16 protein-coding genes and 1 tRNA gene are annotated in these 24,830 nt (G+C 55.6%); 6 read left to right on the forward strand and 11 right to left on the reverse strand.

Going from position 1 to position 24,830, the window contains the following annotated elements:
- The first annotated feature begins 102 nt into the window (after positions 1 to 102).
- Complete coding sequence (locus DK391_RS03860) at positions 103 to 486, forward strand: hypothetical protein (RefSeq protein WP_109476675.1); 384 nt, start codon at positions 103 to 105, stop codon at positions 484 to 486.
- A gap of 594 nt (positions 487 to 1,080) precedes the next feature.
- On the opposite strand, the gene DK391_RS03865 is transcribed toward DK391_RS03860, so the two are convergent.
- Complete coding sequence (locus DK391_RS03865) at positions 1,081 to 2,382, reverse strand: phage/plasmid primase, P4 family (RefSeq protein WP_109476676.1); 1,302 nt, start codon at positions 2,380 to 2,382, stop codon at positions 1,081 to 1,083.
- The gene (locus DK391_RS03870) at positions 2,379 to 2,573 is read right to left on the reverse strand and encodes a helix-turn-helix domain-containing protein (protein WP_109476677.1); all 195 of its coding nucleotides are present in this window, start codon (positions 2,571 to 2,573) and stop codon (positions 2,379 to 2,381) included. The genes DK391_RS03865 and DK391_RS03870 overlap by 4 nt, the downstream gene beginning before the upstream one ends.
- 891 nt (positions 2,574 to 3,464) lie before the next feature.
- Between DK391_RS03870 and DK391_RS03875 the strand changes: the two genes are divergently transcribed.
- The 5 genes from DK391_RS03875 to DK391_RS03910 all read left to right on the forward strand — a co-directional run bounded on the left by DK391_RS03875 (position 3,465) and on the right by DK391_RS03910 (position 13,104).
- Positions 3,465 to 3,983, forward strand: a complete 519-nt coding sequence (locus DK391_RS03875; protein WP_109476678.1) for an HAD domain-containing protein — start codon at positions 3,465 to 3,467, stop codon at positions 3,981 to 3,983.
- A 1,919-nt stretch (positions 3,984 to 5,902) separates the two neighbouring features.
- Positions 5,903 to 6,832: a hypothetical protein gene (locus DK391_RS03895; RefSeq protein ID WP_109476681.1), complete on the forward strand. Its 930-nt coding sequence runs from the start codon at positions 5,903 to 5,905 to the stop codon at positions 6,830 to 6,832.
- Positions 6,833 to 7,638: 806 nt separating this feature from the next.
- Positions 7,639 to 9,369: a DUF2813 domain-containing protein gene (locus tag DK391_RS03900; RefSeq protein WP_109476682.1), complete on the forward strand. Its 1,731-nt coding sequence runs from the start codon at positions 7,639 to 7,641 to the stop codon at positions 9,367 to 9,369.
- Positions 9,366 to 11,276, forward strand: coding sequence for an ATP-dependent helicase (locus DK391_RS03905; protein ID WP_109476683.1), 1,911 nt, complete (start codon positions 9,366 to 9,368; stop codon positions 11,274 to 11,276). Before DK391_RS03900 ends, DK391_RS03905 begins: the two co-directional genes overlap by 4 nt.
- Positions 11,277 to 11,904: 628 nt before the next feature.
- Complete coding sequence (locus DK391_RS03910) at positions 11,905 to 13,104, forward strand: site-specific DNA-methyltransferase (protein ID WP_109476684.1); 1,200 nt, start codon at positions 11,905 to 11,907, stop codon at positions 13,102 to 13,104.
- Here DK391_RS03910 and DK391_RS44110 read toward each other — a convergent pair.
- The 9 genes from DK391_RS44110 to dnaN all read right to left on the reverse strand — a co-directional run bounded on the left by DK391_RS44110 (position 13,076) and on the right by dnaN (position 24,772).
- Entirely contained in the window at positions 13,076 to 14,368 is a 1,293-nt protein-coding gene (locus tag DK391_RS44110) for a hypothetical protein (RefSeq protein WP_162600666.1), read from the reverse strand. The genes DK391_RS03910 and DK391_RS44110 overlap by 29 nt on opposite strands.
- A gap of 7 nt (positions 14,369 to 14,375) precedes the next feature.
- On the reverse strand, positions 14,376 to 15,458 hold the full coding sequence (locus DK391_RS03920) for an AAA family ATPase (protein ID WP_109476686.1): 1,083 nt from the start codon (positions 15,456 to 15,458) through the stop codon (positions 14,376 to 14,378).
- Positions 15,458 to 16,141: a hypothetical protein gene (locus DK391_RS03925; RefSeq protein WP_109476687.1), complete on the reverse strand. Its 684-nt coding sequence runs from the start codon at positions 16,139 to 16,141 to the stop codon at positions 15,458 to 15,460. Before DK391_RS03925 ends, DK391_RS03920 begins: the two co-directional genes overlap by 1 nt.
- 431 nt (positions 16,142 to 16,572) lie before the next feature.
- Positions 16,573 to 16,812 (reverse strand): AlpA family phage regulatory protein, encoded by a 240-nt coding sequence (locus tag DK391_RS03930; protein ID WP_109476688.1) that lies wholly within the window; start codon positions 16,810 to 16,812, stop codon positions 16,573 to 16,575.
- A gap of 117 nt (positions 16,813 to 16,929) precedes the next feature.
- Positions 16,930 to 18,138, reverse strand: coding sequence for an integrase arm-type DNA-binding domain-containing protein (locus tag DK391_RS03935; RefSeq protein ID WP_109476689.1), 1,209 nt, complete (start codon positions 18,136 to 18,138; stop codon positions 16,930 to 16,932).
- A gap of 165 nt (positions 18,139 to 18,303) precedes the next feature.
- A tRNA-Ala gene (locus DK391_RS03940) sits at positions 18,304 to 18,379 on the reverse strand.
- Between the two features lie 221 nt (positions 18,380 to 18,600).
- On the reverse strand, positions 18,601 to 20,967 hold the full coding sequence (locus DK391_RS03945) for a DEAD/DEAH box helicase family protein (protein WP_109476690.1): 2,367 nt from the start codon (positions 20,965 to 20,967) through the stop codon (positions 18,601 to 18,603).
- Positions 20,968 to 21,083: 116 nt separating this feature from the next.
- A complete protein-coding gene (gyrB, locus tag DK391_RS03950) occupies positions 21,084 to 23,555 on the reverse strand; it encodes a DNA topoisomerase (ATP-hydrolyzing) subunit B (RefSeq protein WP_109476691.1) in 2,472 nt (823 codons plus the stop codon).
- A gap of 113 nt (positions 23,556 to 23,668) precedes the next feature.
- Positions 23,669 to 24,772, reverse strand: a complete 1,104-nt coding sequence (gene dnaN, locus DK391_RS03960; protein WP_109476692.1) for a DNA polymerase III subunit beta — start codon at positions 24,770 to 24,772, stop codon at positions 23,669 to 23,671.
- Between the last annotated feature and the right edge of the window lie 58 nt (positions 24,773 to 24,830).

Consider the following 24,830-nt stretch of genomic DNA (forward strand, 5'->3'; position numbering starts at 1 on the left):
GCCACCTTTTCAAGAGGTGGCATTTTCTATTCGGGGTACCAGACCGCATCATTGAACCATGTAGCAAAAAGTGCAGCGCGGTGAGCTTTCCACCGAGAGCGAATGCATCGCTATACGCAGTACATTGATTACTCAAGGCCAATGATGAATGTACCCGCACTCCTTCCCGAGTTCGTGCAAGATAGTGGAGCGCAGGCAGCACACCGACTTTTTTCTGCCTGTGCAGCAAGACACGACGCCAGCGTCCTGCCAGTGGCCGAATTCCTGGTTTCTTTATACGACTCTCGATATGCAAGGCTCGATACTTACATGCTCTGCCGTCGCATCAGCGGGGAGCACTTTGATGATGTCTTGACCGTGATGAAATGGTTTCGGGACGCGGAGAATGGCTTCGACATTCATCACTTCGTCGGCATACCGCAGGGAGTTTTACTCGTCCAAAAGGTGATTGCCAAATTCCTCATTGAGCGGAACGGTGAATATTGATTGAACAGGGCTGCCGAAAGCAGCCCTGTTCTTTGTGAAGGGCTATGGCCACCGTCTTTCTCATGAGGCCTTCTCGGTGGTCACCCTCGCCCAAGACCCGATTGCCACGCGGCCACTCATCTTGGGGATGGCCTGCATAACATAAAACCCGCAACTCGTCTTCAGGCAGTACTTCCCCCTCTTCTGGTCCCCTGCGAACCAAACTCTCGCGGCAGTCGACGGGCGGTCTATGCCGCATCCAGCTTGCTGAAGTGAAACAGCTGAGGGGCGCAGCGTTGAACATCGTGCATAACGCTGGCAAAGATTTCCGAACAGCGCAAAATCGCGGCCGAGCCCGCCGCACCATGAGGTCGAGCCGGCGACGAGTCAGGCTATCAAGCTGCTCGGGCACGATAAAATGCAAGCGAAAATGCGAAGAACGTAGAGTTGAGTCGAGTGAGTTGGGATGAAACTACTAACTACTTTACGTGCGGACGGTACTCACCTGAAATAGTTTTCGCAATTGCCCCAGCACACCCGGCACGCCCATGTGCAAGTGCGCCAATACTCTAGTCTGCGCGCTGCTGATGTCTCGCTGCACATGGCACGGGGGCGTCACAGCACAGCGCAAACGTCAATCTGACCGGAATCGCCAACACAGCCGTCAGGTGGCAATTGAAGGTTGCACATACGGACCTGACCTTTACCTTGTCGCCGTCGGAAATCCTCGAACGGTACAAGTTCCTTCAAGCGTGTCCAGAAACGAGGAGACGCCATCGGAGTCAAGCCGTGGCGGTCACACCACCGGCGGTAATGCTCGTACACTTCGTCCTTGAGGGTCGAATGGTTCGAAGAAGCCATGACGGCGCAGTCATCGCACCACGCCTGCACGGAATTTGTCTCCGACTTTGCTTGATGCAGTAGCCGACTCATTGCAGCCGGCATCGTCGCATCAAACGCCCCTCGCTTCTGCAGACGTGTCAGGCCTTCCAAGGCCCATGCCAGAACGCCTGCGAGTTCTGTGCTGATGATGCGCTGGGATAGCAATGGGTCACGCTGGCCCTCAGGAATTGTCACAGTGAATGGCACAATGTCCCAGCGACGCCAGAAACCAGTGGAATGGTCAGTGATGGTGGGCAGGTGATTCCCGAGCACTAGCCACTTTCCTCGTACGTGGATGCTGACGGGGTCTCGATATTTTCGGTCCACCTGGACACGCTCGCCGGCAATCAGCGATTTCAGCAGTTGCTCGTTGATACGCCCTCGTGGTGTCTCATCTGAGTAAATGAGGCTCGCACCAATCAGTACGGATAATCGGAACCCATCCAGAGCATCAAGCTGGACGCTCTCTGGCCGGCCATGCAAAGCCTGCACGATGTTCGCCAGAACGCCTTTGCCATTCGCGCCGGCACCCAGCCACAACTGAGCCCGCTGATAGCGGGCATCAGCAGTAAGCGTGTAGCCGACATACTCCTGCACCCGCGCTCGCACGCTTTCGTCAGGAAGTATCATCTGCAAAAAGTGCATGAAGCGCCTTGGCGAAGCGACCGCCGCATCGTACTCACACAGCAGCGTATGTTGCAGACCTAAAGCCGGGTCAGCTGGACGAAGCTGCAGGTTCCCGTCAATGACGTGAACATATCCGTTTCTGCACGGGATAACGACCTCTTGTGTGGGCTGGGGAAGTTTGTCGGACCAAAGGACCGCCGCATGGACGGCCTTGCGTGCGTTTTCCCTGGATGCGTGGCTCCGATTGTGGCGGACAAGCCACCGATAAGCATTGGTTTCCGCGTCTTCATCCTTGATTACCCGCCAATACGAACCGGTCCATTGATACAGTACGCCGCTATCGTGCGCGTATTCCCCGCTCTGAACGAGAAAATCAGCGTAATCGTGGGGCTCGAAACGCTCGCTCATACAGTCCCTCCAACAACGTGCTCGGCAAGCCACGCTTCCACATCTGCGCGCCGCCAACGCAGCAGGCGAGTGCCCGGGATATGTAGCCGTGGCGGAACGGCAAAGGGGTTGCGGCGAAGGTCTTTTTTAATCGTTGCCGGGCTACGACCGAGCAGCTCCGCGAGTTCATGAATATCCAACAGATAAGGCATCGAATACACTCCAAAGAATCGTTTCCCCGGAGCACATAGGACAAGTGGCCGCCCTATGCTCCTCCAGGTGCCATGAAGTGGCTCTATGTGTATTCACCGCTTTTAAACAACGGTATTCAGGCCAAGTGAACGCGGGGCGTTCTCACGTAGCGACGTGAATGAACAGCGATGGGGCGCACAAAAAAGGTCGGCAGTGTAAAGAGGGCGTTCCGTGTGCCGGACTCCATCGCCACCTGCAACGAAGAGCTGCCGCGCTGTTTCACGGAACTTGCGCGACTGCGATGTCGTCCGAACAGGGCGATTTCATAGTCCCGCTCCCAGACGGCAACAAGCTGCATGTAACACATCGCGATGTTCCCCACTCTCTGAGCCGCATCGCTCGAGCAGCTCGAGCGGGTACAAATTTCTGCATCCTGCAAGGGATTGCGTTGCAACGAGCTCGACCAGGACCTCAGCTTAGAAGGCCTCCTGCGGACTTTGCCGAAGTTTCGGCGCTGAAACTTCTCGACGTTTGAACCTCGAGCAATATGTAAATGGGGAGAGGAACCTGCGACTTGCGAAACGGAGAAGCAGCCCTACACTTAGTATTCCTGCAGCCCGCGCTGCTTGCGCAAGCCGTGACCGGTGCGCCGGCGGTGACCAAGAGTGCGAACAGTTGCCCCACGCGAAGTGACTGCGTCAGTCAAGGCGGAGACGGGCGAACGTTTAGCAAAGACCGATGACATAACCGGGAGACGCCAGTCTGCCGCTGCTGCTTGAGCCTACGCTTTGGCTCGCTTATCATGTACCTTCGCGTCGCAGCGACCTCCCTTATCTCTTCCATGCCGACAACTCTCTCCCTGATTTTGACGCTCTGTGCAAGCGGCCAGGCGTTTGTATTGAGCTGCTGATATGAATCCGCAAAGCCATTGCGAAAATCAGTCGACAGAGAGACAGGTCTTGTTTCTGGACTACGACGGAGTGATTCACAGACTCGGGGCGGTTCGGACACGGCGCGGCATTATCAGTGCCGCTCCCTCCATCAGACTGTTTGAATTCGCCCCTGTTTTGGCCGAGTGCCTTGAGCCGTACAAAGGCTTGGAAATTGTTCTCTCGACGTCATGGGTTCGCGTTTTGGGATATCGGCGAGCGAAGGACGCGTTGCCAGCGGAGCTCAGGGAGCGCGTCGTCGGCGCAACTTACCACTCGAAGTATTACGATGCTTGGGCGTGGCCGTCGATAGGGCGCGGGATTCAGGTTCTCCGCTATGTCAGGGCACATCGCCTGACCCGATGGCTCGCGATTGACGATGAAATCGATGGTTTCGATGAGTATCTCTCTCACGTGGTCCAGTGCAACGAAAAGCTAGGTTTGGGCGACACAGCGACCCAAAACTTACTGCGCGTTCGACTCGCTGAAAAGTTCGGATGATGCGGTGGTCCATGCATCCGCGTTGCGTGCGGTTCAGCGCTTTGTATCGAACGTTGGTATTGCAATCGTTGACCGAGTCGCGAACTGTCGGGGACAGTCTTGTCCGATGCCGAAAGTCAGATGACCTCGGTGACTCAACGGGTCAGAAGTAGCTCGTGTCCCAGCTGCAGTCGTTTTCACGACTCCATTGGTATAGAGACGCGATAAAAGCGCCGCAATCTGCTCGCAGCGTCCGCTCACTCGCCCTGTTCTTTTCGCCTGAGTTTCGCGTCCGCAGATGCTCGCGCTCGCCGCTTACCGAGAGCAACCGCCGCTCTCACATCCATGGCTAACGCTCCACGGTCTTTCTCCGGAGAGGCCAGCGCGGCAAGGCCTCCATCTTGACCAATCATCCAGAGCGCTGTTGCGTAGATGCCGATACCAACGCCCGGGTCACCGGCTTCGAGTCGCATAAGGGTGGGTACCGATACACCAAGGCGTGACGCCCAGGAGACCAGTGATTCCTTGCGACGTAGGCGGGCAACAGCTAGGTCCGCCCCCAACTGCTCGATAGCGGCAATCGTGGCGGGAGTCATCTGCTGGAGGGCACGAGAGGTCTTGGGCATACACCGCTTATAGAGGGGCAGCGGCGGTCGCGCAAGACGCTCTTCCGCAACAGTCTTGCGATGCAATTGGCTCTTACCGAGACCAAAGAAAGAAGATGTTTATGGGGCAGTAGCTCACGTGAACATCTTTGTTAGTTTCGACAAAGTTTCAGCGCCGAAACTTTTTTGAACGCCATGCCAACGCGTGGCCGTGGCCGCTCTCGACCTTCGCAAAGGTCAGCACTTCAGATGACGCAAGATTCCATCTTCGGAGACTTCGGTGTCGCGCGCATTTCACATAGAAGGCGTCGAGGCTTACCTTCGACGTCAACCGGGTGTCGCCCGTCAAGAGGCATCCGGACGAAACTCTCGCCGCGATTAACCGGCCGAACATCGTTATCCAAGCATCTCCTTCGAACGTTCAGTTGCCCAGTCGCTCATCGAAATGGGTAAACTTGATGCGTCAAGCGGCACACGGCCGTGTAGGTTCTCCGCCCGACGCTCGGCGGCAGCCCGTTGCCTACTGTCGGTTAGCCATTCGAGCTGGAGCCTCAACTCCAGAGCGAGCGACGAGCCGAACCAGCTTGGGTTGAACTCGCTTTTGAATGCATGCAGGCGGTAAAGGTCCGCCGAAGGGTTCTCCTCCGTGTGCACAGACAGGCAATCTCCCACGTCCGGCATCGCGGATGTATGCTTCAATCTGTGCATTTTTTGACGCGCGTTTGTCGTCGTCCTCCTTCAGGACATATTGCATCACGTCGTGCTGACCCGGCGCGAAAAGGCTTCCATCGTTATCGAACGATTGCGACCTCTTCGTTCTGTTGTTGAGTCTTGTGTTGTCGAATCGCAGTGCCAATAGGCCGGACAATTGTTGCGAAGTTCTCGCGTTTTCCAGACTACTCGTCCCCGAAAAGTGCGAGAAAGCTCACAACGAAATCAGCGGCGTCGAATGCTATAGCGCTAGCGTCATCGCTTTCAAAATGCTCTCCTTCTTCGCGCTGACGCTCGTCAAGCAGACGATGAGCGGCAATCCCGTGGTGTGCAATCTTTTAAGCAAGTATAGTGGTGCCATCCCGTGTTCCTTTTTTAACACAGCTTGGTTACGTCAGACATCAAGATTGAGGCTCAAGTTTCTTCGAAGGTTCCGATTCGGCTGCCGCGACACTATCATTCTTGTCTTCGAGCAGTCCCAAGGCTGCAGCCAAGTCCCTATCTGGCACGCGACAATCCGCGCAAAAAAATCGGCGATTTTGCCATCTGTCCATCTGAGGGCGATGGACTAGCTACGGATTTTTCGATGCGAACATTACCAATAACGAAATAAAGGAGTTGCAGTTGTCGAACGTTGATAGGACGGATGGAGACGCCGGTGCAAGACGAGCGACGGCTCTGCTCGGCGTCGCAGTTTGCGCTGAAGCCAGAGCGGCGTCCCTAAACGAGGATTACAAGAAGGTCGACCTCAGAGTCTCGTTCGTCGATGCATTTGCACCGGAGCGATTGCTTCAGGTGCATTGCCAAGTTAAGGCAGGACCATCGTTCGTCAGTACTCGTGCGAAGGGTCGCCGCACAATGCGTCTCAACGACGAAACGAAGCATGCTCTCGCGGTTGCGAGTCCCCCGGCGCTGCTCGCTTGGGTGCCTCCGGCTCCCTCGTCGCGCGTGTACTGGTACGTCCCCGAGCCTCGCGTGCCAGTAAAAAAGACGATTTACATCCCAGACCATCAATACATCACACCTTACCTGCGCTACCATCTGAGCCGAGTTGCGGCACATGGGCAATATCGCAAAGGTCTGCCGATGCTTTCTGTAAAGTCCCTAGCCATTGAACGGGTGCAGCAAGCGGCCAAGGCAGCGTATAAGGAATTGCAAACCACGAAGTTTAGAAACCCGATTACCGGTGAAGTGGCCATAACGCGGTTGGCATGGAGACATGTCACCCGCAAGTCCAAGCGCTCTACACCTCGCGTTTCTGCACTCCGCGTTGTCCCATACCTAAAGGCATTTATTGGCGAAGACCCTGACCGGTACCAAGCGCAGGAACCCCAAATAGAGAAGCTTGGCTCGCAAACAATTGAAAGGCGAAATATTCTACTTTGGTACCGAGACGCGCTCAACATTGATGGCGTTAGGCACACTCTGATTCTTAGAATACGAGAGGAGGTTACCTACCCGTCGAATTGGCACAAGTACCTGCTTTCAGCCCGCGATATTGCGCAAAAAGCGACCTTGGCTTCATGGTGGGTACGGCAGACGGTCATAAGATAGGTGGGCGCGTGCCCCCTCGAGGACTTCGCACTGACGCTTGATTGCGGAGACTCTCGCCGCACAGGGCGTCATCTGTCCCGAAGCGAGTGAGGGGATTGCACGCGGGCGCTAGATTACACATTAAGCGCGGGCTGGTCAATTTCTAGCAGATTGCGGCTGGTCGTCGATTGGCGGCAGCAGCGCGTGCGGCAAAGGATATCGACGTCCACATTGTGGCAAAGGCCTTTCCCGAGCAGTTTTGAGCCGCTTCGAAAACGCCATGTACCGCGCCGGTTGCACGCATGTGGCCGAGGCGAACTACTTGTCGCGGAAGTCGCGGGGAATTGACCAACGGATATTCCTCGTCACTTGCCGGTTACCACGGCTAGTTCCTGCTTCCTTTCTCCAAGGGCTCCCCGGGCGCGTCGGGACAGTTTCTTATGAAATCGATTTGAGTGGACTTTTCCGATTGCCCAGTCGGTCCAGACGACTGCGATATGTCCTCGTCGAGCATCTTCCTTCGGAAGGCCGATGCGGTACCGGCTGCGCGGTGGTATGACCTGGCGAATGTCAGAAGATGGGAACTGCTCTCTCCTCGTCGCCTGTCACGATAAAATGACGGTATAGGTTTGATTTTCCGGTGGGTTCTGGGGCTGACCCCAACGCAGCCACTTTTTAGTCGGACTCAAATCGCATACCTGTCTCGGCTACCAAAGTAGGCGAACGGCGGAAACAAACCGTGTCGCGACTTTTGCAACTCTTCTTTGCACGTTAGCGACGGCGTTCAAAGCTGAGACAGGTTTCCATTCACCGTTTGGGGACTACTGATGTTGTTACGCCGTATCGAAATCGAAAATTATCGCGGCATTAAGCATCTTGCCCTTGACCTGGACAAGACGACGGTTCTTGTCGGCGAGAATAACAGCGGAAAGACCACGGTTCTGCACGCACTCCGCGCCTGCCTCAACACGCTTCGGTCCGGTGGCCGTGTCATACCATTCGACGATTTCGACCTTCATTTCGACGGAGCATCTGCCGACCCGACGAGCGCACCCGCGCTTTCAATCACCCTCACCTTTGAGGAAGAGGTTGCAGGTGAATGGCCCGAGGAGATTGAACAATCTCTAGGCGGAGACGGAGGCATCGTCGTCCTCGTTCCCCCAGATGACCGTAGCCGCGTGCAACTGCGCGTCACTGCCCAATATTCGCCACTAACGCAGGAAATCGAACACACTTATGATTTCCTCGATGCCGCAGGGAACGCTCTACCCGCAAAGAACAGAGGGAAGCTCGCAGCCCTCCAGCTTATCCGACCGCTGTTCTATCTTTCTGCACTCCGCGACGCGGCACGTGAGTTTTCGAAAACCTCACAGTTTTGGGCACCATTCGTTAAAAATTCGCAGATTGCGCCGGAGAGAAAGGCGGAGATTGAAGCACAACTTCAAGCAGTAAATAGCGAGATAATTGAAGCACACGGCACGTTCAAGGGTGTGCAAGAGTATTTGGCCAAGATGCGAGATTTAGTAAGTGTCGGAAAGAACGATGTCGTTAGCGTGGACGCAATCCCTGCACGCGTCTTCGACATGCTGAATCGTACGCAGGTCAGCATCGCATCGGCGACGGGCGCGCGTCTGCCGATAAACCGTCACGGAGAAGGTACACAAAGCCTCGCCGTTCTTATGCTGTTTGACGCGTTTCTAAAATCGGAGCTTTCTCGAAAGCAGGGCGTCAGGGGAACACAGGCAATTGTAGCCCTTGAAGAACCTGAAGCTCATCTGCATCCGAGCGCTGTAAGAGCCCTGTGGCAAACAATAAAGGGAATCGACGGCCAGAAACTCGTCGCGACTCACTCTGGCGACCTTCTGTCGGAGGTGGAAATGACGTCTGTGCGGCGGATATACCGCTCCGGCGGGGTCGTTAAGGTTGGCCGTATACCCCCCGGCCTGTTCCGAGACAGGGAACGCCAAAAGTTCGACTTTCTCGTGCGGAGAACCAGGGGTGAACTTTTTTTTGCACGATGCTGGCTATTAGGGGAAGGAGAGACAGAAGCTATCCTATTTGCCGGCGCTGCAGAGGTACTTGGAGTTAACCTTGAGCAGGCTGGCGTTAGATGCGTTGAGTATCGTCAAGGAGACATAGCGTATTTCCTCGATGCGGCCAACGCCTTGGGCATCCCGTGGCACTGTTTCACAGACGGTGACGAACAGGGCATGGGAGACGTCGAAAAGGCGAAAACCAAGTTGCCCGCTGGGGCTAAGTCGAAATGGCACATCACAACTATGCTCAATGCGCCGTCAGTGGAACCGTATATGGCTGAAAACGGCTTTCTGGACATCTACGAGGAACTTGCTAGCGCCCAAAAGCTGAAGAAAATGACAGCCAAGCCAGGTGACGCGGACTACGTGCCACAGATTACAAGTTCCCTTCCGAACAATAGTAAGCCCACAGCAGCTCATGCTGTCGTGGACGCCATGCGACAACGCGGCCGGGATTCAGTCCCGAAGGCACTTAAACTGGCAATATTCAAGGCGACTGCACTCGCAAGGCAGGGCAAATGATTGACGATTTCCTCGACAGACTTAACTCCAACCAACGGGCGGCAGCCCTATGGGACGAGGGCCCGTTGCTTGTCCTTGCCGGCCCCGGCTCCGGCAAGACAGCCACGCTGACGACTCGTGTAGCTAGGCTTGTGCGAAACAGTGAGAGCGAGTCATTTCGCATTCTTTGTTTGACCTTCACACGCAAAGCTGCCGCCGAAATGAGAGAGCGTTTGCTCGCCATGTGTCCGACTTCGGGCGGTCGGGTGCAGCTGACTACCTTTCACTCCTTTGGAACAGATATCCTGCGACAGCATGGTAGCCATTTTGGCCTAAGTCCTAACTTTGAAATCATTGAAGACCCCGAACGTGTGCGAGCGGTACGCGACCTTCTTGCTGTCGCGCCATCCTTCTACACGAAAATCCTTTCTGCTGAGAAAGCGCTCGCGGCACTAGACCACTTGTTCCAGCGCGGCATCGAAGACGCTGATATCCCCAAGCTGATGCACGACCCGGATGCTGCGGCACAACTTCGACGCTTGTTCGCCGACTACAAGCAATTCTTGAAAACCGAGAATTGCGTCGACTACGGAGCAATTCTCTATTTTTGCGAGGAACTGTTGCGCACTCGCCCGCGTTTGGCTAAGCAACTGCGAACGGTCTACAAATACGTGTGCGTGGATGAGTTCCAAGATACCAATCCGGTTCAATATCGTTTGCTTCGGGCCTTAGCGCCAGAGCGAGATGCGAACCTGTTCATCGTTGGCGACGACGACCAAGTAATTTATCAATGGAACGGCGCAAGCCCGTCACGTGTCAATGAGCTCGCTAACCACTACGACCTGACTAGTATTCAACTTCCTGAGAACTATCGCTGTCCACCCGATGTTGTCCAGCTCGCAAATTCGCTCATTCAGCACAATAGCGACCGCTCCCCCGGAAAGCGGCCCCTCACCCCAATGAAACCCCCAACGACGCGGGGGAATGTTATTAACGTCATTGCTACGTCTACCGAAGAAGACGAGGCTCGGACGGTAGCACAGCATATTGCAAGGCGGTTACAAACAGGAAGTACCCCACGAGATATAGCTGTGCTCGCCAGAAACTCGAGGCTCCTTATGCGGGTGCAACGTGCGTTGGGCAGCGTCAACGTCAAGGCGCACATTCAGCAACGCAAGTCACAGTTCGAGAGCGGGCCAATGCGCTTTATTGTCAGTTGCTTGAAGCTCGCGGCAGTGCGTTCCGACGAAGAGCTGGTATCAAATGTTACCAAGGCGCTTTCTGACTCCATTGATACCGAAATCGGTACCGGAGAGGTGATTGCGCTTGCAAGTCAAGCAAATGGCGACCACCTCCTCGCGCTGTCTACTCTTGCGACTGAAAATTCAGGACGGGTTCCCCTTGAACTATGCGACGCGATTGGTAGTCTGGCAGCGGGAAGTTTCGAAGAATTTCTCCGGAGGGGCTTCAAATATTTCGACGACCGAGAACAAAAGAGCCCTGACGGCACCGAGCAGTTCACCGAATATCCTTCCGAAAGGCAAGTTTGGCGTGCAGTAATTAACGAGTTAGGTGGTGAATCAGAAGCATACGCGATGACCCTCAGTCAATTCTTGCAGGAGTTGACCCTCGCCAACAAAACCCCTGAACCGCCCTCCGATGCCGTTCGCTGTCTCACCGTGCATGCATCTAAAGGCATGGAGTTCGGGCACGTGTACCTGGTCGGACTAGCCGAAGACCAGTTGCCATCTTTCCAAGCGATAAAGGCCGGCGACACCAGTAGGGAAATGCAGGAGGAACGACGAAACTGCTTCGTCGCGGTAACGCGCACGCTGCAAACCCTGACTATGAGCTACGCCGCGAAGTACAACGGTTGGTCAAAGATGCCGTCGCGCTTTTTAAGCGAGATGGGACTCGACTTGATATAGGCTGCGGACGCTTCGAAGATGGATGCGTTTTAGTCACTTATGCTGATGTCCCAGCAGGTAGTTTACTCAGCTACTAGCGACGCCCAGATTGGGAGCGGTGCTGTCAAACAAACGACAAAGCGCAAATCGTGAAAATACACATCGCCTTTCACTTGTTCTCACGTCGCATCGCTACTCAAGTGCTTGGCAAGACCGTTCAGTCCAGCCCAACTTCCGGCGCAAGCTCAGTCTATCTCGGCGCTGGCGCGACAAAAAATGTAGAAGCGCCTTGAAGCTAAACGTATGGCAAGGTACGCCCCGCTGACGGACGCTTGCACGGCGGATTAGCCATCGCAAGAAGGGAGCCTCGCATGGGCCGAGAATAGAGGGAACCAGACTTCGCTGCATGTGCCAGTTAGAGGCATTTCTAGCACGAATGCCGTGGGGCCGAGGGCCACTACGAGACCGCACCGTTCAGGCAGAAGGCCGATGTGCGGCGGCGGCTGGGCGGCGCTCAGATACGTCCGCTGCATTGAACCCCGTCGCCCGCCCTAGGGCCGAACATCGGCCAATGGTCCGTCAAATCCTCGATTTTTGTGACACAAAAACCTGTGAGGTGTAAACTTACTCGATTCACGAGAGAACATGCATGCCAAGACCCAAGTCCGACCAACCACGCTCCCAGTTCGCTAACATCCGATTCACCGCTGCTGAGCATGAAGAGTTAGAAGCGCAGGCCGCAAGCAACGGCTTCAAGAGCATTAGCGACTACATCCGTCATCTGCACCAACAGTCAATGTTGGCTCAAGAGGCGTCGGTTTCGAGGACGTACGAACCAGTAGGGGATTTAACCCTCTTTCATAAGACGCGATACGGTTCGATGTATCTGGGCAACTCGCTGCGCTATACCTTGGATAAGGCAAAGCCCGCGAGTGTGGACCTTATCATGACCTCGCCACCTTTTGGCTTGGTCAGAAAGAAGACGTACGGGAACGAGGATGCCGACCAGTACTGTGAATGGTTTCGCCCATTCGCCGAGGGTTTCAAACGAGTGTTGAAGGACGAGGGAAGCCTCGTAATAGACATTGGTGGTGCCTGGAAACCCGGAACGCCCACGCGGTCGTTGTATCACTATGAGCTTCTCGTTATGCTCTGCCGAGAATTCGGCTTTCATCTCTGCCTAGAACATTTCTGGTGGAATCCGGCAAAGCTACCGACCCCCGCTGAATGGGTAAATGTACGACGCGTTCGAGTAAAGGACGCGGTTAATTGTGTATGGTGGCTTTCCAAGACTCCTTGGCCCAAAGCAAGCAACCGACGTGTCTTGGCTAAATACAGCGATTCGATGCAGTCACTCTTGAAGAACGGATATCAGGCAAGGTTGCGACCATCAGGACATGATATATCGGACAAGTTCCAAAAAGACAATGGCGGAGCTGTTCCACCGAATCTGCTAGCCATCGCCAACACAGATTCGAACAGCTCGTATCAAGAGTACTGTCGGAAGAACAATATCGCCATCCATCCTGCGCGCTTTCCGGCCCAGTTGCCCGAATACTTCATCCGGATGCTAACAGACCCAGGCGATAACATTCTTGACCCTTTTGGCGGCTCATGCATGACTGGTTATGTCGCCGAAAGCCTCGGGCGGCACTGGACATGCGTCGAGCTTGAAGAAGAATACTTGCAAGGCGCAAAGGGTCGATTTATATCAAACGTTCAGCCCATAAACGGACGCGAGGTGAGCTACAGCATTTCGGTCCCTTGTGCGAATGCCAAGGACGCCCCCGAGGTCCCGCTCATTGTGGATGGCGGGAGAGCTAGACCGAAACCGCAGGTGCCGCAGTAACGCTGCTCAGAAGCCGTCTTGCCCACTGCTCAAAATATGTAGACTGGTGGGTCGAGCCGTAGGGAACAATTATCGGCATCTCATCGGACTGCGCGGCAATAGCGGCAGCCTGAGCTACTGCCGCTGTCTCCGGCAGGAAAATAAAGCTGAGCCGGCTTAGCGCCTTAGTCAAGGCACTATCCGAGTGAACTTGGTCTGCATATTTGACAATTTGCCAGATAGCCAAGCTGAGCTGGTTTCTAGCGTTGTTTTCCTTTTCGAAGTACTTGCTTTCCCCAATTGCCACCGGTATTCGGTTGCCGCGTAGAAACACTGCTATGTCTGCGCGGTCCGAGCCGGCCTTAAGCCCCACCATCTCCAAGAAGGTATCGGAGATTGCTTCGTGATGTGCGCGTCGATGAGAAGCCAACGCGCCCGTCGCGAATTGCCATTCAAGCGTCAAGTCTCCACAGGTCGCCAGCGGTTGCGCTCCACCAACGAGTAGATGCAAGCGTAGCTCAACCTTCGCCCCTAATATCGCAGATTGCTCCACGAGCGCTTGCGCCGCGAGCAAGGCCGCTAATAACTCCATATGCTGCCATGTCTTCAGGCTCGCGAGAGCAGATGTCGCAATGGCACGAGCAGCACTGAATTGTAGGGGCAACCGTTGAAAGGAATCTCGACGTTTCATCAGTTCCAGCGTGCGGCTATATACTGGATTTCGAAGTGTGGCAGCCGCACGCATTGCGCCCAAAGACGGCCTGACCCGATGCAAGCCAACGTTAAAGCATCCGGCTATAGCAGGTATCGTTCTGGCGCGAGATATCTGTTCGACTCTTCTTTTGACGACATCGCCCCACGGTCCCGCAGCGACGCGTGGGAAAGCCAAGATTGCATCATCAATGCACTCGATAAGCCATGCTAGACAATGGTTGGGTCCGCCAGCCGGTGTCGAGATATTACGCCGCGCCAAGAAGGCAGCCGGATTTCCTGTCCTCATTTGTAAGAGCAGCGATTCTCGTGCGAGAAGCCCACTTCCGCCGTTTGAAAGAACAGTAGCTTCTCGGCGCGCCTCGACCAAGTGGCGAGCGTTAGCGGAAAGAAAGCCCAGGTAGCTATCCACTTCATCGGACAATGCCCAAAGCAGAAGCATTACTTTCCGGTCTTCACTTTGCCTTAGGCCAGTGTTAGCGTCGATTGCCCAGTCTGCCTCACCCAACGGTCCGTAGAAATGCCGAACCAGCAGCGCGCCGCAATCGCGAACTAATTGCTCCCGAAGTTCCATGTTTAGGTCAAATCGCGCCTTCGCGTAGCACTCTTATAAGTACTTGTATCGCGCTGTGCGTTTCAGGAAGCCGGACCTCCGATGAAATTGCGTGCACAATCGCTTCCACCTGCTCGAACGCGATGCCGCCCAGCAATGGAGCGACTAACGACACGATACCTTCAGCGAGGACCTCAGCAAGCTCAGGTTCTGGAGCTGCGAACAGGTCGGCGTCTGTAATGCTGGCTTTCACCAGCGCAATCAAATCTTTGAACGGTGCGCCGCCAAGCGGCCTCACCGTGTTCACCGCCGCCCAAATTACTGCCAACGGACATGACTGCACCTCCGCAGGTACTGGCAAGCCGTTAATACCGGCAAAATGGCGAATAAAGCCCGGCAAGTCCGTCGGCTCTTCAACATACACCCAGCCAAACCTTCGGCTTAGTGCGTAACTCAATTGATTCAGCTGGACCCGGTCAATCGTGTTCATCGTAGCGATAAGCCGCCAGTCGTCTCCTAGTCCGTATATCCCAAGCTTCGCATCCGACTCCGCGCCCAATTCCACCTTCACAAACGCAGACTGCTCATCAGAGGGTACGGCCAGCATGGGCAAGGTCGTGGACGAGTCATTCAGAACGGAGAAGAGGGGGCCAAGGGCGCTATCGATGTCACATCTGTTCAGTTCATCGATAATTACTGGGCTGTTACCGTTCCGAAGAATGACGCCGGCGCGAAACTCGACCTTACCGTCACCAATTGGTTGATAGCCACCAATTAGATAGTCTGCAGTAATATTCGAAGAGCCAGTGATGAACTCGTATTCCTCGTTTGTGGAGAGATACGCTGCCACATGTTCGGCCAAGGTAGTTTTCCCAGTACCCGGAGGTCCAAAGAAAATCAGATGTCGTTTGCCCGCCTTCAACAGCGCATTCAAGTTCCTGTAGACACGCGGAGATAAACCGAACAGCGTCGGCACCTCAGGTACATTTTCCAACGTTTGATTGCGCGTAACCACGACCGACGGCGGCATTTCTGTGGCAATGGCGGGCGGAGTGGTAACGAAGTCCCGAACGGCTTCTGCCAACACGCTGGTATAAGGAGGGAGTGCCATTATTGTTTAGGCTCCGGCATGGAAGTGCCGAGAAAGCGATGCAACGCGCGGGTTGCGTCCTCGTAAGTTACATTGCTGCCGTCGCACTTGTAGCTTGAGTTTATGTCGGGGAGATGCAACAAATGTTTGACCGATACCTGAACGGTAACCGGACTTTTTCCGAGCGTGGAAATTGTATTGGCATCCATATCGTAGCGCAGCACCTGGTTCGCTGAAGCCGTTATGATACCCTGCTCGAAGCCAACCGCCAAAAGCCATCCCCAGTCTTCCGGCACGACGTAGCTATCGGGAGTCTGTCTGAGAGCAAGCCACACCGGTGTGCACACCCCGGCGGACGGGTCTCTAGATGACGAGTTTAAAGACGCAATGCAGTCAGCACGTCTCCGCCGCACAATATTCCCGTCCGGTCCGACTCCCTCTGCGAGTGTGACGCGCAGTTTGCCTTCGCCCATCTGCGCATTCAAAAGCCAGCGTGCCGGCTTCCCAGAAGAGAAACCTTCATTAAGCCACCATCCTGTATTCTCGTCCGGCCAGTGCTGTTTCGGGTTTATGCCTGCCTTCTGAAGTCCGAGTGCCGCGACTGAGAAATTCAAGCCTGCCGCTTCATAGGCTTGCGTCACCTGTGATACGAACTGCCGCTGAAGCTCTCTTAAGGCGGCTTTGCATCGCTCTTCTTGGAACATTAAAACTCCTAGCCTGACGACAGAGGAGCGATTTTATATCGAGCCGCACTGAAATCGAAGACGGTCGCCCCGGGGCTTCGATATCAATCGCCGAACAGAAAGGCTCAATGCCTTCGTCCACCTCAGGTTGACTGCGCATCAAACGTCATCGTTACCCGACAGTCGCGCGCCATCCTTCGTAGACGCCTCGCTAACTCCTACTTGCACGACCCGGCCGTTTCGCGTGAGGCGTTCTTTGAATTATCAACCTCTTGTTCAGGCATCCGTACGCTGCCAAATCGCCTTGAACGTCGCCCGGCTCCCCGGATGCGCGCCGGCCAGTGAGGTAGCGTCCGTCTTTGCGCGATTGAAATACCCTGCTCGCGTCCGAAAGAGCAATCCGCGAGGATACTCGTCGCGATGTCCGAGGACAGTCAAAACCCGATTTGCATTCAGCTTGCCTTATAGCCTGTCGGGTCGACTATCCACTTCCGAATGTCAGCAGTTGACCACGCTGTGGTCCGCTCTGAAAGCTTAATCGGCGCGGGAAAGCTGCCTTCTTTCACTCGTCGCCAGAGGGTCGCGCGCGAAAATGGAAGCAGTCCGGGGATTTGTTTTTTCGCGTCGCCGACGAGCTGCTTCTCCCGCAGAAAGGCCGTCTTCTCGAGGAGGCTTGGGATTTCATAATTCATCGTAGAACCGTTGGTGAGTTTCGGTTCAACGTGTAGGAACTAGGTGAAACGATTTCGGCCGCTTTTAGACCATTTAACGATGATTTTTTTCTATCAAAAAAAACAACTGATAGCCTGCTAATCCGCAGAATTCACGTCCTCCGCTGACACTCTGAGTTTATCGAGATAATCTGACCACGCCTGCATCATTTCCCGTCGACCTTCGAGGTGCGCGGTTCTGTTATATGCACGTCCATTGGCGTCACGGACCTTGTGCGCAAGCTGGTGCTCAATCCAGTCGATTCGATAACCCAGCCGTTCGTCGAGCACTGTACGAGCCATTGCTCTGAACCCATGACCCGTGATGTCGTCTTGAGTCGAGTAGCCCATACTACGAAGCGCCTTGTTCACCGTATTGTTGGATATCGCGCCGTGCGGATTGCGGCCCCTAAATAAAAACACCCCATCCCCGGTCACTGCCTGAAGTTCGCGCAAGATTTCAACGACCTGACCCGAGAGCGGGACAACGTGTGGCTTTTTCATCTTCATCCGTTCGGGAGGAATGTCCCACCTGGCATCGTCCAAGTCGAACTCTTTCCATTCAGCAAGCCGGAGCTCCACTGGCCTCAGAAAAACATGAGGGGCAATACGCAAACAACACTGGACTTCGAAGGTGCCCCTATAGGCATACATGTCGCGAAGGAGCGGGCCAATTTCCTCGGGGTCAGTGATGCTGGCGAAGTGCTCCTCCTTCCACGGCGTCAGCGCGTCTTTGAGGTCGACCGTGATATCGCGCTCTGCTCGACCTGTCGCTACTGCATATCGGAACACCTGACCACAGTTCTGCTTAGCCCTATGCGCCGTCTCAACTACTCGGCGCTCAATTCTCTGCAGCACTTTCAGCAGCTCGAAGGCTGTGATATCTGCTATCGGTCGCTTGCCAACCCAAGGAAAGACGTCCTTCTCGAAGCGACGGAGCACCTTGTGGTGGTGGCTGGCTTCCCAGACGCCTTTTCGCTTTTGAAGAAATTCACGTGTCACGACTTCGAAACTGTTCGCATTGGCGTCAGCCTTTGCTTGCTTCTGAGCTTTGCGTTGAACGCTCGGGTCGACACCATCGGCAACCAGCTTTCGTGCGGCGTCGCGTTTCTCCCGCGCCTTCGAAAGGCTGACATCTGGATAGACACCCAAGGAGAGACGCTTCTCCTTCCCGTCGATTCGGTACTTGAACCGCCACCACTTGCCGCCGGTCGGACTGACCTCGATATAGAGCCCTCGCTCGTCGAAAATCTTATAAAGCTTCTCCCGTGGCTTCGCCTGCTTGATTTCGACGTCTGTGAGAGACATTTTGGGGGCAACTCCTTTGCGTACTTTTCCGTTGCCCTCAATGTTGCCCCCAGTTGCCCCCAGATGACAAGAGATGCCATGAGACAATCAGAGACAAAGAAAAAGCCGCGAACCCAATAGATTCGCGGCTTTCGAGATGTTCTGTGATGTTGTGAGACATTAAGTTGGTGGAGCGGAGGAGGATCGAACTCCCGACCTTCGCATTGCGAACGCGACGCTCTCCCAGCTGAGCTACCGCCCCCACGACGAATCGATTCTAGCACAGCGGGATTTTAGTTTGCGAAACCGCGAACTCCGTCACAGATTGTGCGCGTGCGCACCGCCAAATGGGAACAACACTCATCTCATAGGCAATTTCCAGCAATGATCGGTCAGAAATTGCTAAAAATCCGAGGGCATCAATCGACTACACGTTCCTCACACAAAACCCTCAGCAAGTGAGCACACCGAAACCGCCATCCATCAAAACAACTGCCGCACGCGCCCCCTCGTTTCCACCCGATACCCCATCGCCCGATACCCCGCCTGCCTTTTCTCCCACATCCTCCCCAACGCTGGATGCGCCGTATCAACAAAATCAATAATCCGCACATCGACCTTCGTCGCATGCTCTCTATGCAACCGTCCCGCATACTGCTGCAGCGTGCCTCTCCACGAAATCGGCATCGCGAGCACGAGCGTGTCGAGTGGTGGATGATCGAATCCCTCTCCCACCAGCTTACCGGTCGCCAGAAGTACACGAGGCGCATCGGCGTCCAACGCGTCGAGCTCCGCTATCACGAGCTTGCGTTGCCTCTTCGACATCCGGCCATGCAACGTAAAAACCTTTTCGATCCGTTGAGCCAAAGCTGCCTCGATAGCGACAATATGATCGGTGCGCTCGGTCAGCACGAGAACCTTCCGCCCAAGGGAAAAAGCACTCTCGACTTCATCAGCAATAGCGATTGTCCGCGAAGCATCGTTGGCGACTTGTCGGAACACGTCCTGGATTTCAGCATCGACAGGTAAGTGAGTTTCACCCGACCAGAACCTCGGTATGACCTCCAGGTCGTGAGGCGCCGTCGTTGCACGCACGGCCGTATGCCGGATTGGGCCGCATTGCATGAATATGATTGGATGTTGACCATCGCGACGAATCGGAGTCGCCGTGAGTCCCAACACGTATTTCGCCTTGGCACGCTTGAGCAACGCTTCGAATGAAAATGCTGATACGTGATGACACTCGTCCACGATCACGTGTCCATAGTGCTCAACCAGCTCGCTCAATTCGCCCTTGCGCGTCAACGACTGCATCACTGCAATATCGATTTTCCCACTACGTTTAGACTTGCCGCCGCCAATCGTGCCAATCACTCCCTTGCCAACGTCGAGGAGCGACTGAAGTCGTTCTTGCCATTGTTTGAGCAACTCGGTTCGATGTACGAGGATGAGCGTATTTACGCCGCGTCGCGCGATCATTGCAGCTGCGCTGACTGTCTTGCCAAACGCGGTGGGCGCGCACAACACCCCGGTGTCATAGCCGAGCATCGACGTTACCGCAGTCTCCTGATCCGGCCGCAGCGTCCCTGCGAATGCAACATCGAGGGGCTCACCTTCGAATCGTGCGTCCTCGAAATCGCAACGAATATTGTTTTCACGAAGCAGATTACGCGCGTCGTCAAAACATCCGCGTGGAAGCGCCAGGTGCACGGGATAGTTTTCAGCACAACCAATAATGCGTGGCTTATCCCAAACAGGAAAGCGCATCTTCTGCGCCTTGTAGAACTCGGGATTTGGAAACGCGGCGAGCCGTATCAGACGGTTGAGCAGCGGCTGAGGAAGCCGTCTTTTCTCGAAGTAAATCAGGTTTGCCAAAGTGACAGACAGCGACTCCGGCATCGGTCCCGACAACCTGTTTCCGGACTTCGAGGATTTCCACGGCTCATGCTGGTCCTCGTTCTCAATGAACGTGACATCGAGCGGGTGCGCCCCACCCGTTGCAGTTGAAATGGCCGTCTCGATAACGTCGGGGGCAAGTAGCTGAAGGGAAGCTAGATACGCCCATTGGTCCGCGTAAGGTTGGAATTCTTCATCGACGAAAACACTGCAGCCACGTTCCCTCGGGATTTTCTGTAGCGGCAGAGCTATCAGATTTCCGAATCCGCCTTTTGGTACCGTATCCTGGTTGGGAAATAGCCGATCATACGAGGCGAGCTGCAGTTGCCGCGTTCTCGCACATGTTTGGCTGATGATTGCGGTACCCAGGCGCCTCGCATCGCGGGCCGACACAGCTGACTGGAAGAAAATCCATACATGGGCACCGTTGCCCGAACGCGAGATCTCCAGCGCGGCCGGCACGCCCAGTTCGAGGCACGAAAAGCGAAAGGCTCGAGCGTCTTCCTGCCAGTCGGCGTCATCGAAATCGACCGCGAGGAAGCGACAGGTATCGTCTGGAAGCAAGGGATAGACGCCAATCGTGTGTCTACCCGCAAGATGATCGTAGATCGTCTGATCAGACAGCGATATAAGAAGCCGATTGCCGCAATCCGAGCATTTAATACGAGGTTTTTCGCATACGCCTGGTCGCCATTCGTTGGCGCAGGCCGGAGAGTAGCCCGACTTGCCGGCCTTGCTCTCCCATCTGATCGGAAAACTGTCGATACGGCCTTGAAAGAGCCGACGAAACAACGCTACCTTTTCATCGGTGTTCAGGCGTGAAGGTTCGGCCTGTAGTGGAATCGACGGCGTGGGAAGCGGCGGCCGGGAGTCGATCCCATGTGCGTCGAGTAACGCTCGAAGTCGCGCGTTTTCTGCGCGTAGCTGCTCGAGTTCATCTGAGGCAGAGTTCATCGTGAACGCCTCGCTCGAGGAATCACCATCAAACCACCGGTGATTCGCGGATCGCTGACAACGTCGGACGCCGTGTGGTATTTACACGGTGGCGCCCGACGTTCACAACTCAAAAATCAAACATCAATATTCCCAGCCCGCAGCGCATTGCTCTCAATAAACGCCCGACGCGGTTCCACCTCGTCACCCATCAGCGTCGTAAAGATCCCATCCGCAGCAATCGCGTCCTCAATCTGCACACGCAACAAACGCCGAACATTCGGATCCATCGTCGTTTCCCACAGCTGCTCAGGATTCATCTCCCCAAGCCCCTTATACCGCTGCTTCGAAACATTGCGTTCAGCATCAGCAATCAGCCACTTCATAGCGCTCTTGAAATCACCGACAGCCATACTCCGCTCACCGCGCTTGATCACAGCGCCCTCGCCGATCAAGCCCTTGAACGTATTCGCCGTGTTCACCAGTTGCTGATAATCCGCCGTCAGCTGGAACTCTTCATCGATAACCGAGACCTTCACGTTGCCATGATGACGACGCTCGACGCGCAGCGAACGCAGTTCGCGCACCGGGTCATACATCGAAAACACACTAATCTCAGGCTTCAGCGGATCATCCCGCAGCTTGGCCTCAACTGCACGAGCCGACGCCTCAGTCGACTGCTCGCTCGACAGATCGATCGTCACGCCATCCATCACCGCGCCAAGCGCCGCTTCGTCATACAACCGGCTAAGACGATCCACAACAGCCTGCGCCAGCAGATAAGAACGAGCCAGCTCACCAAGCGCATCACCCGCAATCGGCGTCGCACCTTCAGACGTAACGAGCTCAGACCCATTCAGAGCCAACCGCAGCATATGCGCGTTCAACTCAGCAGTATCCTTAAGATACCGCTCATCCTTACCCGCCTTCACCTTATACAAAGGCGGCTGCGCGATATAGATATAGCCACGCTCGATCATCTCCGGCATCTGACGATAGAAGAACGTCAGCAACAGCGTCCGGATGTGCGCACCATCAACGTCAGCATCAGTCATGATGATGATCCGGTGATAACGCAGCTTCTCGAGGTTGTAGTCTTCCTTGCCGATCCCGCAACCGAGCGCCGTAATCAGCGTAACGATCTGCTCAGAAGACAGCAGCTTGTCGTAACGCGCCTTCTCGACATTCAGCACCTTGCCGCGCAGCGGCAGAATGGCCTGGAATTTTCTGTCACGGCCCTGCTTCGCCGAGCCGCCTGCCGAGTCACCCTCGACGATGTAAATCTCAGACTTCGCAGGATCTTTCTCCTGGCAGTCCGCAAGCTTTCCAGGCAAACCAACGCCATCGAGAACACCCTTCCGACGGGTCATCTCACGCGCCTTACGCGCTGCATCACGCGCACGCGCAGCATCGACAATCTTGCCGCAGATAATCTTCGCGTCGTTCGGCGTTTCCAGCAGGAATTCTTCGAGCGCCTTCGCCACCCCTTCTTCCACCGGCGCGCGCACTTCCGACGAAACCAGCTTGTCCTTCGTCTGCGAGCTGAACTTCGGTTCCGGCACCTTCACCGACAGCACGCACGACAGCCCTTCACGCATATCATCGCCAGTCGTTTCGACCTTCGCCTTCTTCGCGATTTCGTGATCAACGATGTACTTGTTGATCACGCGCGTCATCGCCGCGCGCAGGCCCGTCAAGTGCGAGCCGCCGTCGCGCTGCGGAATGTTATTCGTGAAGCACAGCACGTTTTCGTTGTAGCTATCGTTCCACTGCATCGCCACTTCGACGCCCACGCCGTCCTTTTCGCCGACGATGTGGAAAATGGTCGGATGCAGCACGGCCTTCGTCTTGTTGATGTACTCGACAAAGCCCTTCACGCCACCGACAAACGCGAAATCGTCTTCCTTGCCCGAACGCTGATCGGTGAGACGAATCCGCACGCCGTTGTTCAGGAACGAGAGTTCGCGAATGCGCTTCGCGAGAATGTCGTAGTGATACTCGACATTGCCGAAGATCGTCTCATCGGCCATGAAGTGCACTTCGGTGCCACGATTTTCCGTATCACCGACAACAGGAATCGGCGACAGACGTTCTCCGTCCACTTCCTCGATCGTGCGGTTCTGCACGACGCCACGGTGAAACTCCATGAAGTGCTTCTTGCCGTCACGGCGCACCGTCAGACGCAGCCACGACGACAGCGCGTTCACGCACGACACACCCACGCCATGCAGACCGCCCGACACCTTGTAGCTGTTCTGGTCGAACTTGCCGCCCGCGTGCAGTTCCGTCATCACGATTTCAGCGGCGCTGCGCTTCGGATCGTGCTTGTCGTCACGCTTGATGCCCGTCGGGATGCCGCGGCCGTTGTCGGTCACGGAAATCGAGTTGTCGGCGTGGATGATGACCTGAATGTCGTCGCAATGACCGGCGAGGGCCTCGTCGATCGAATTGTCGAGCACCTCGAACACGAGGTGATGCAGACCGGTCCCGTCCGACGTATCGCCGATGTACATACCCGGCCGCTTGCGCACGGCCTCCAGACCTTCGAGGATCTGAATGGACGAGGCGCCGTAGCTGTTATCGGGTTGCGAATTGTTCGTATCAGTCATGGATTTCTTCCGGATCTGCGTTGCTGCTTCGTTACTGCTCGGAGCTTTTCAAAACACCATAAAAACACCAAAGGGGCGCTGCGCCCCTTGGTGTGTTCTTCGTGTCGGATGCGTCAGATGCGCATCGGCATCACCACGTATTTGAACTCGTCGTTCTCGGGAATCGTGATCAGCGCGCTCGAGCTGGCGTCGCCAAGGCTCACTTCCAGCATGTCGACCTTCAGGTTCGCGAGCACGTCGAGCAGGTACGTGACGTTGAAACCGATGTCGATGCTGTCGCCCTGGTACGGGATTTCGAGTTCTTCCTGCGCCTCTTCCTGGTCCGCGTTGGTGGACATGATCTTCAGCTGGCCCGGCTCAATGATGCAGCGCACGCCCTTGAACTTGTCCGACGTCAGAATGGCCGCGCGTTGCAGCGAGCGCTGCAGTTCTTCGCGGCCGATCACGAAGGTGTTCTTATGCGACTTCGGAATCACGCGCTGGAAGTCGGGGAACTTGCCCTCGACCAGCTTCGAGACCAGCTCGACGCCGCCGAACGTGAACTTGACCTGCGTCGGCGCGATGTCGATCTTCAGAACGTCGTCGATATCTTCGAGCAGACGTTGCAGTTCGAGAATCGTCTTACGCGGGATGATGACTTCCTGGCGCGCAAACGAGCCTTCGATCTTCATCGACGAGAACGCCAGACGGTGACCGTCCGTTGCGACGGCCATCAGCTGATCGCCGTCGACCACCAGCAGCATGCCGTTCAGGTAGTAACGGATGTCCTGCTGCGCCATGGCGAAGTGCACCATGCCGAGCAGCTGGCGGAACGTCTTCTGGGGAACTGCGAGATTGGCGCCGAAGTCTTTAGCCTGAGCGACGGTCGGGAACTCGTCGGCCGCCAGGGTCTGCAATGCGAAACGGCTCTTGCCGGACTGGACCGTCAGACGCTTGTCGTTCAGGGTCAGCGTGACTTGCCCGTCGGGCATGGCGCGCAGAATGTCGAGCAGCTTGCGTGCCGCCACGGTCGTGGCCACCGATTCGCCACCGACGCCGAAATCGGCGCGCGTGGTGATTTGCAGTTCGAGGTCGGTGGACAGGAACGAGACGTCCGGGCCGTTCTTGGTAATCAGCAAATTGGCGAGGATCGGCAACGTATGACGGCGTTCGACAATGCCGCTCACGGTTTGCAGCGGCCTGAGGAGGTTATCGCGTTCGGTCTTGACCAGTTGCATAGAGTTCCTTCGTTGATGTGACGGCCTGCGCGCCTTACCCGGCAATGTTGTAGCGCGC

The organism is Paraburkholderia sp. C35 (assembly GCF_003121405.1).
Lineage (GTDB): Bacteria > Pseudomonadota > Gammaproteobacteria > Burkholderiales > Burkholderiaceae > Paraburkholderia.

Excerpts from the sequence above, each read along its gene's own strand:
- DK391_RS03910 (WP_109476684.1), top strand. The coding sequence starts at position 11,905 with ATGCCAAGACCCAAGTCCGACCAACCACGCTCCCAGTTCGCTAACATC.
- DK391_RS03930 (WP_109476688.1), bottom strand. The coding sequence starts at position 16,812 with ATGAATTATGAAATCCCAAGCCTCCTCGAGAAGACGGCCTTTCTGCGG.
- DK391_RS03905 (WP_109476683.1), top strand. The coding sequence starts at position 9,366 with ATGATTGACGATTTCCTCGACAGACTTAACTCCAACCAACGGGCGGCA.
- DK391_RS03945 (WP_109476690.1), bottom strand. The coding sequence starts at position 20,967 with ATGAACTCTGCCTCAGATGAACTCGAGCAGCTACGCGCAGAAAACGCG.
- DK391_RS03865 (WP_109476676.1), bottom strand. The coding sequence starts at position 2,382 with ATGAGCGAGCGTTTCGAGCCCCACGATTACGCTGATTTTCTCGTTCAG.
- DK391_RS03900 (WP_109476682.1), top strand. The coding sequence starts at position 7,639 with ATGTTGTTACGCCGTATCGAAATCGAAAATTATCGCGGCATTAAGCAT.
- DK391_RS03875 (WP_109476678.1), top strand. The coding sequence starts at position 3,465 with ATGAATCCGCAAAGCCATTGCGAAAATCAGTCGACAGAGAGACAGGTC.
- DK391_RS44110 (WP_162600666.1), bottom strand. The coding sequence starts at position 14,368 with ATGGAACTTCGGGAGCAATTAGTTCGCGATTGCGGCGCGCTGCTGGTT.
- gyrB (WP_109476691.1), bottom strand. The coding sequence starts at position 23,555 with ATGACTGATACGAACAATTCGCAACCCGATAACAGCTACGGCGCCTCG.
- DK391_RS03860 (WP_109476675.1), top strand. The coding sequence starts at position 103 with ATGCATCGCTATACGCAGTACATTGATTACTCAAGGCCAATGATGAAT.
- DK391_RS03925 (WP_109476687.1), bottom strand. The coding sequence starts at position 16,141 with ATGTTCCAAGAAGAGCGATGCAAAGCCGCCTTAAGAGAGCTTCAGCGG.
- DK391_RS03935 (WP_109476689.1), bottom strand. The coding sequence starts at position 18,138 with ATGTCTCTCACAGACGTCGAAATCAAGCAGGCGAAGCCACGGGAGAAG.
- DK391_RS03870 (WP_109476677.1), bottom strand. The coding sequence starts at position 2,573 with ATGCCTTATCTGTTGGATATTCATGAACTCGCGGAGCTGCTCGGTCGT.
- dnaN (WP_109476692.1), bottom strand. The coding sequence starts at position 24,772 with ATGCAACTGGTCAAGACCGAACGCGATAACCTCCTCAGGCCGCTGCAA.
- DK391_RS03920 (WP_109476686.1), bottom strand. The coding sequence starts at position 15,458 with ATGGCACTCCCTCCTTATACCAGCGTGTTGGCAGAAGCCGTTCGGGAC.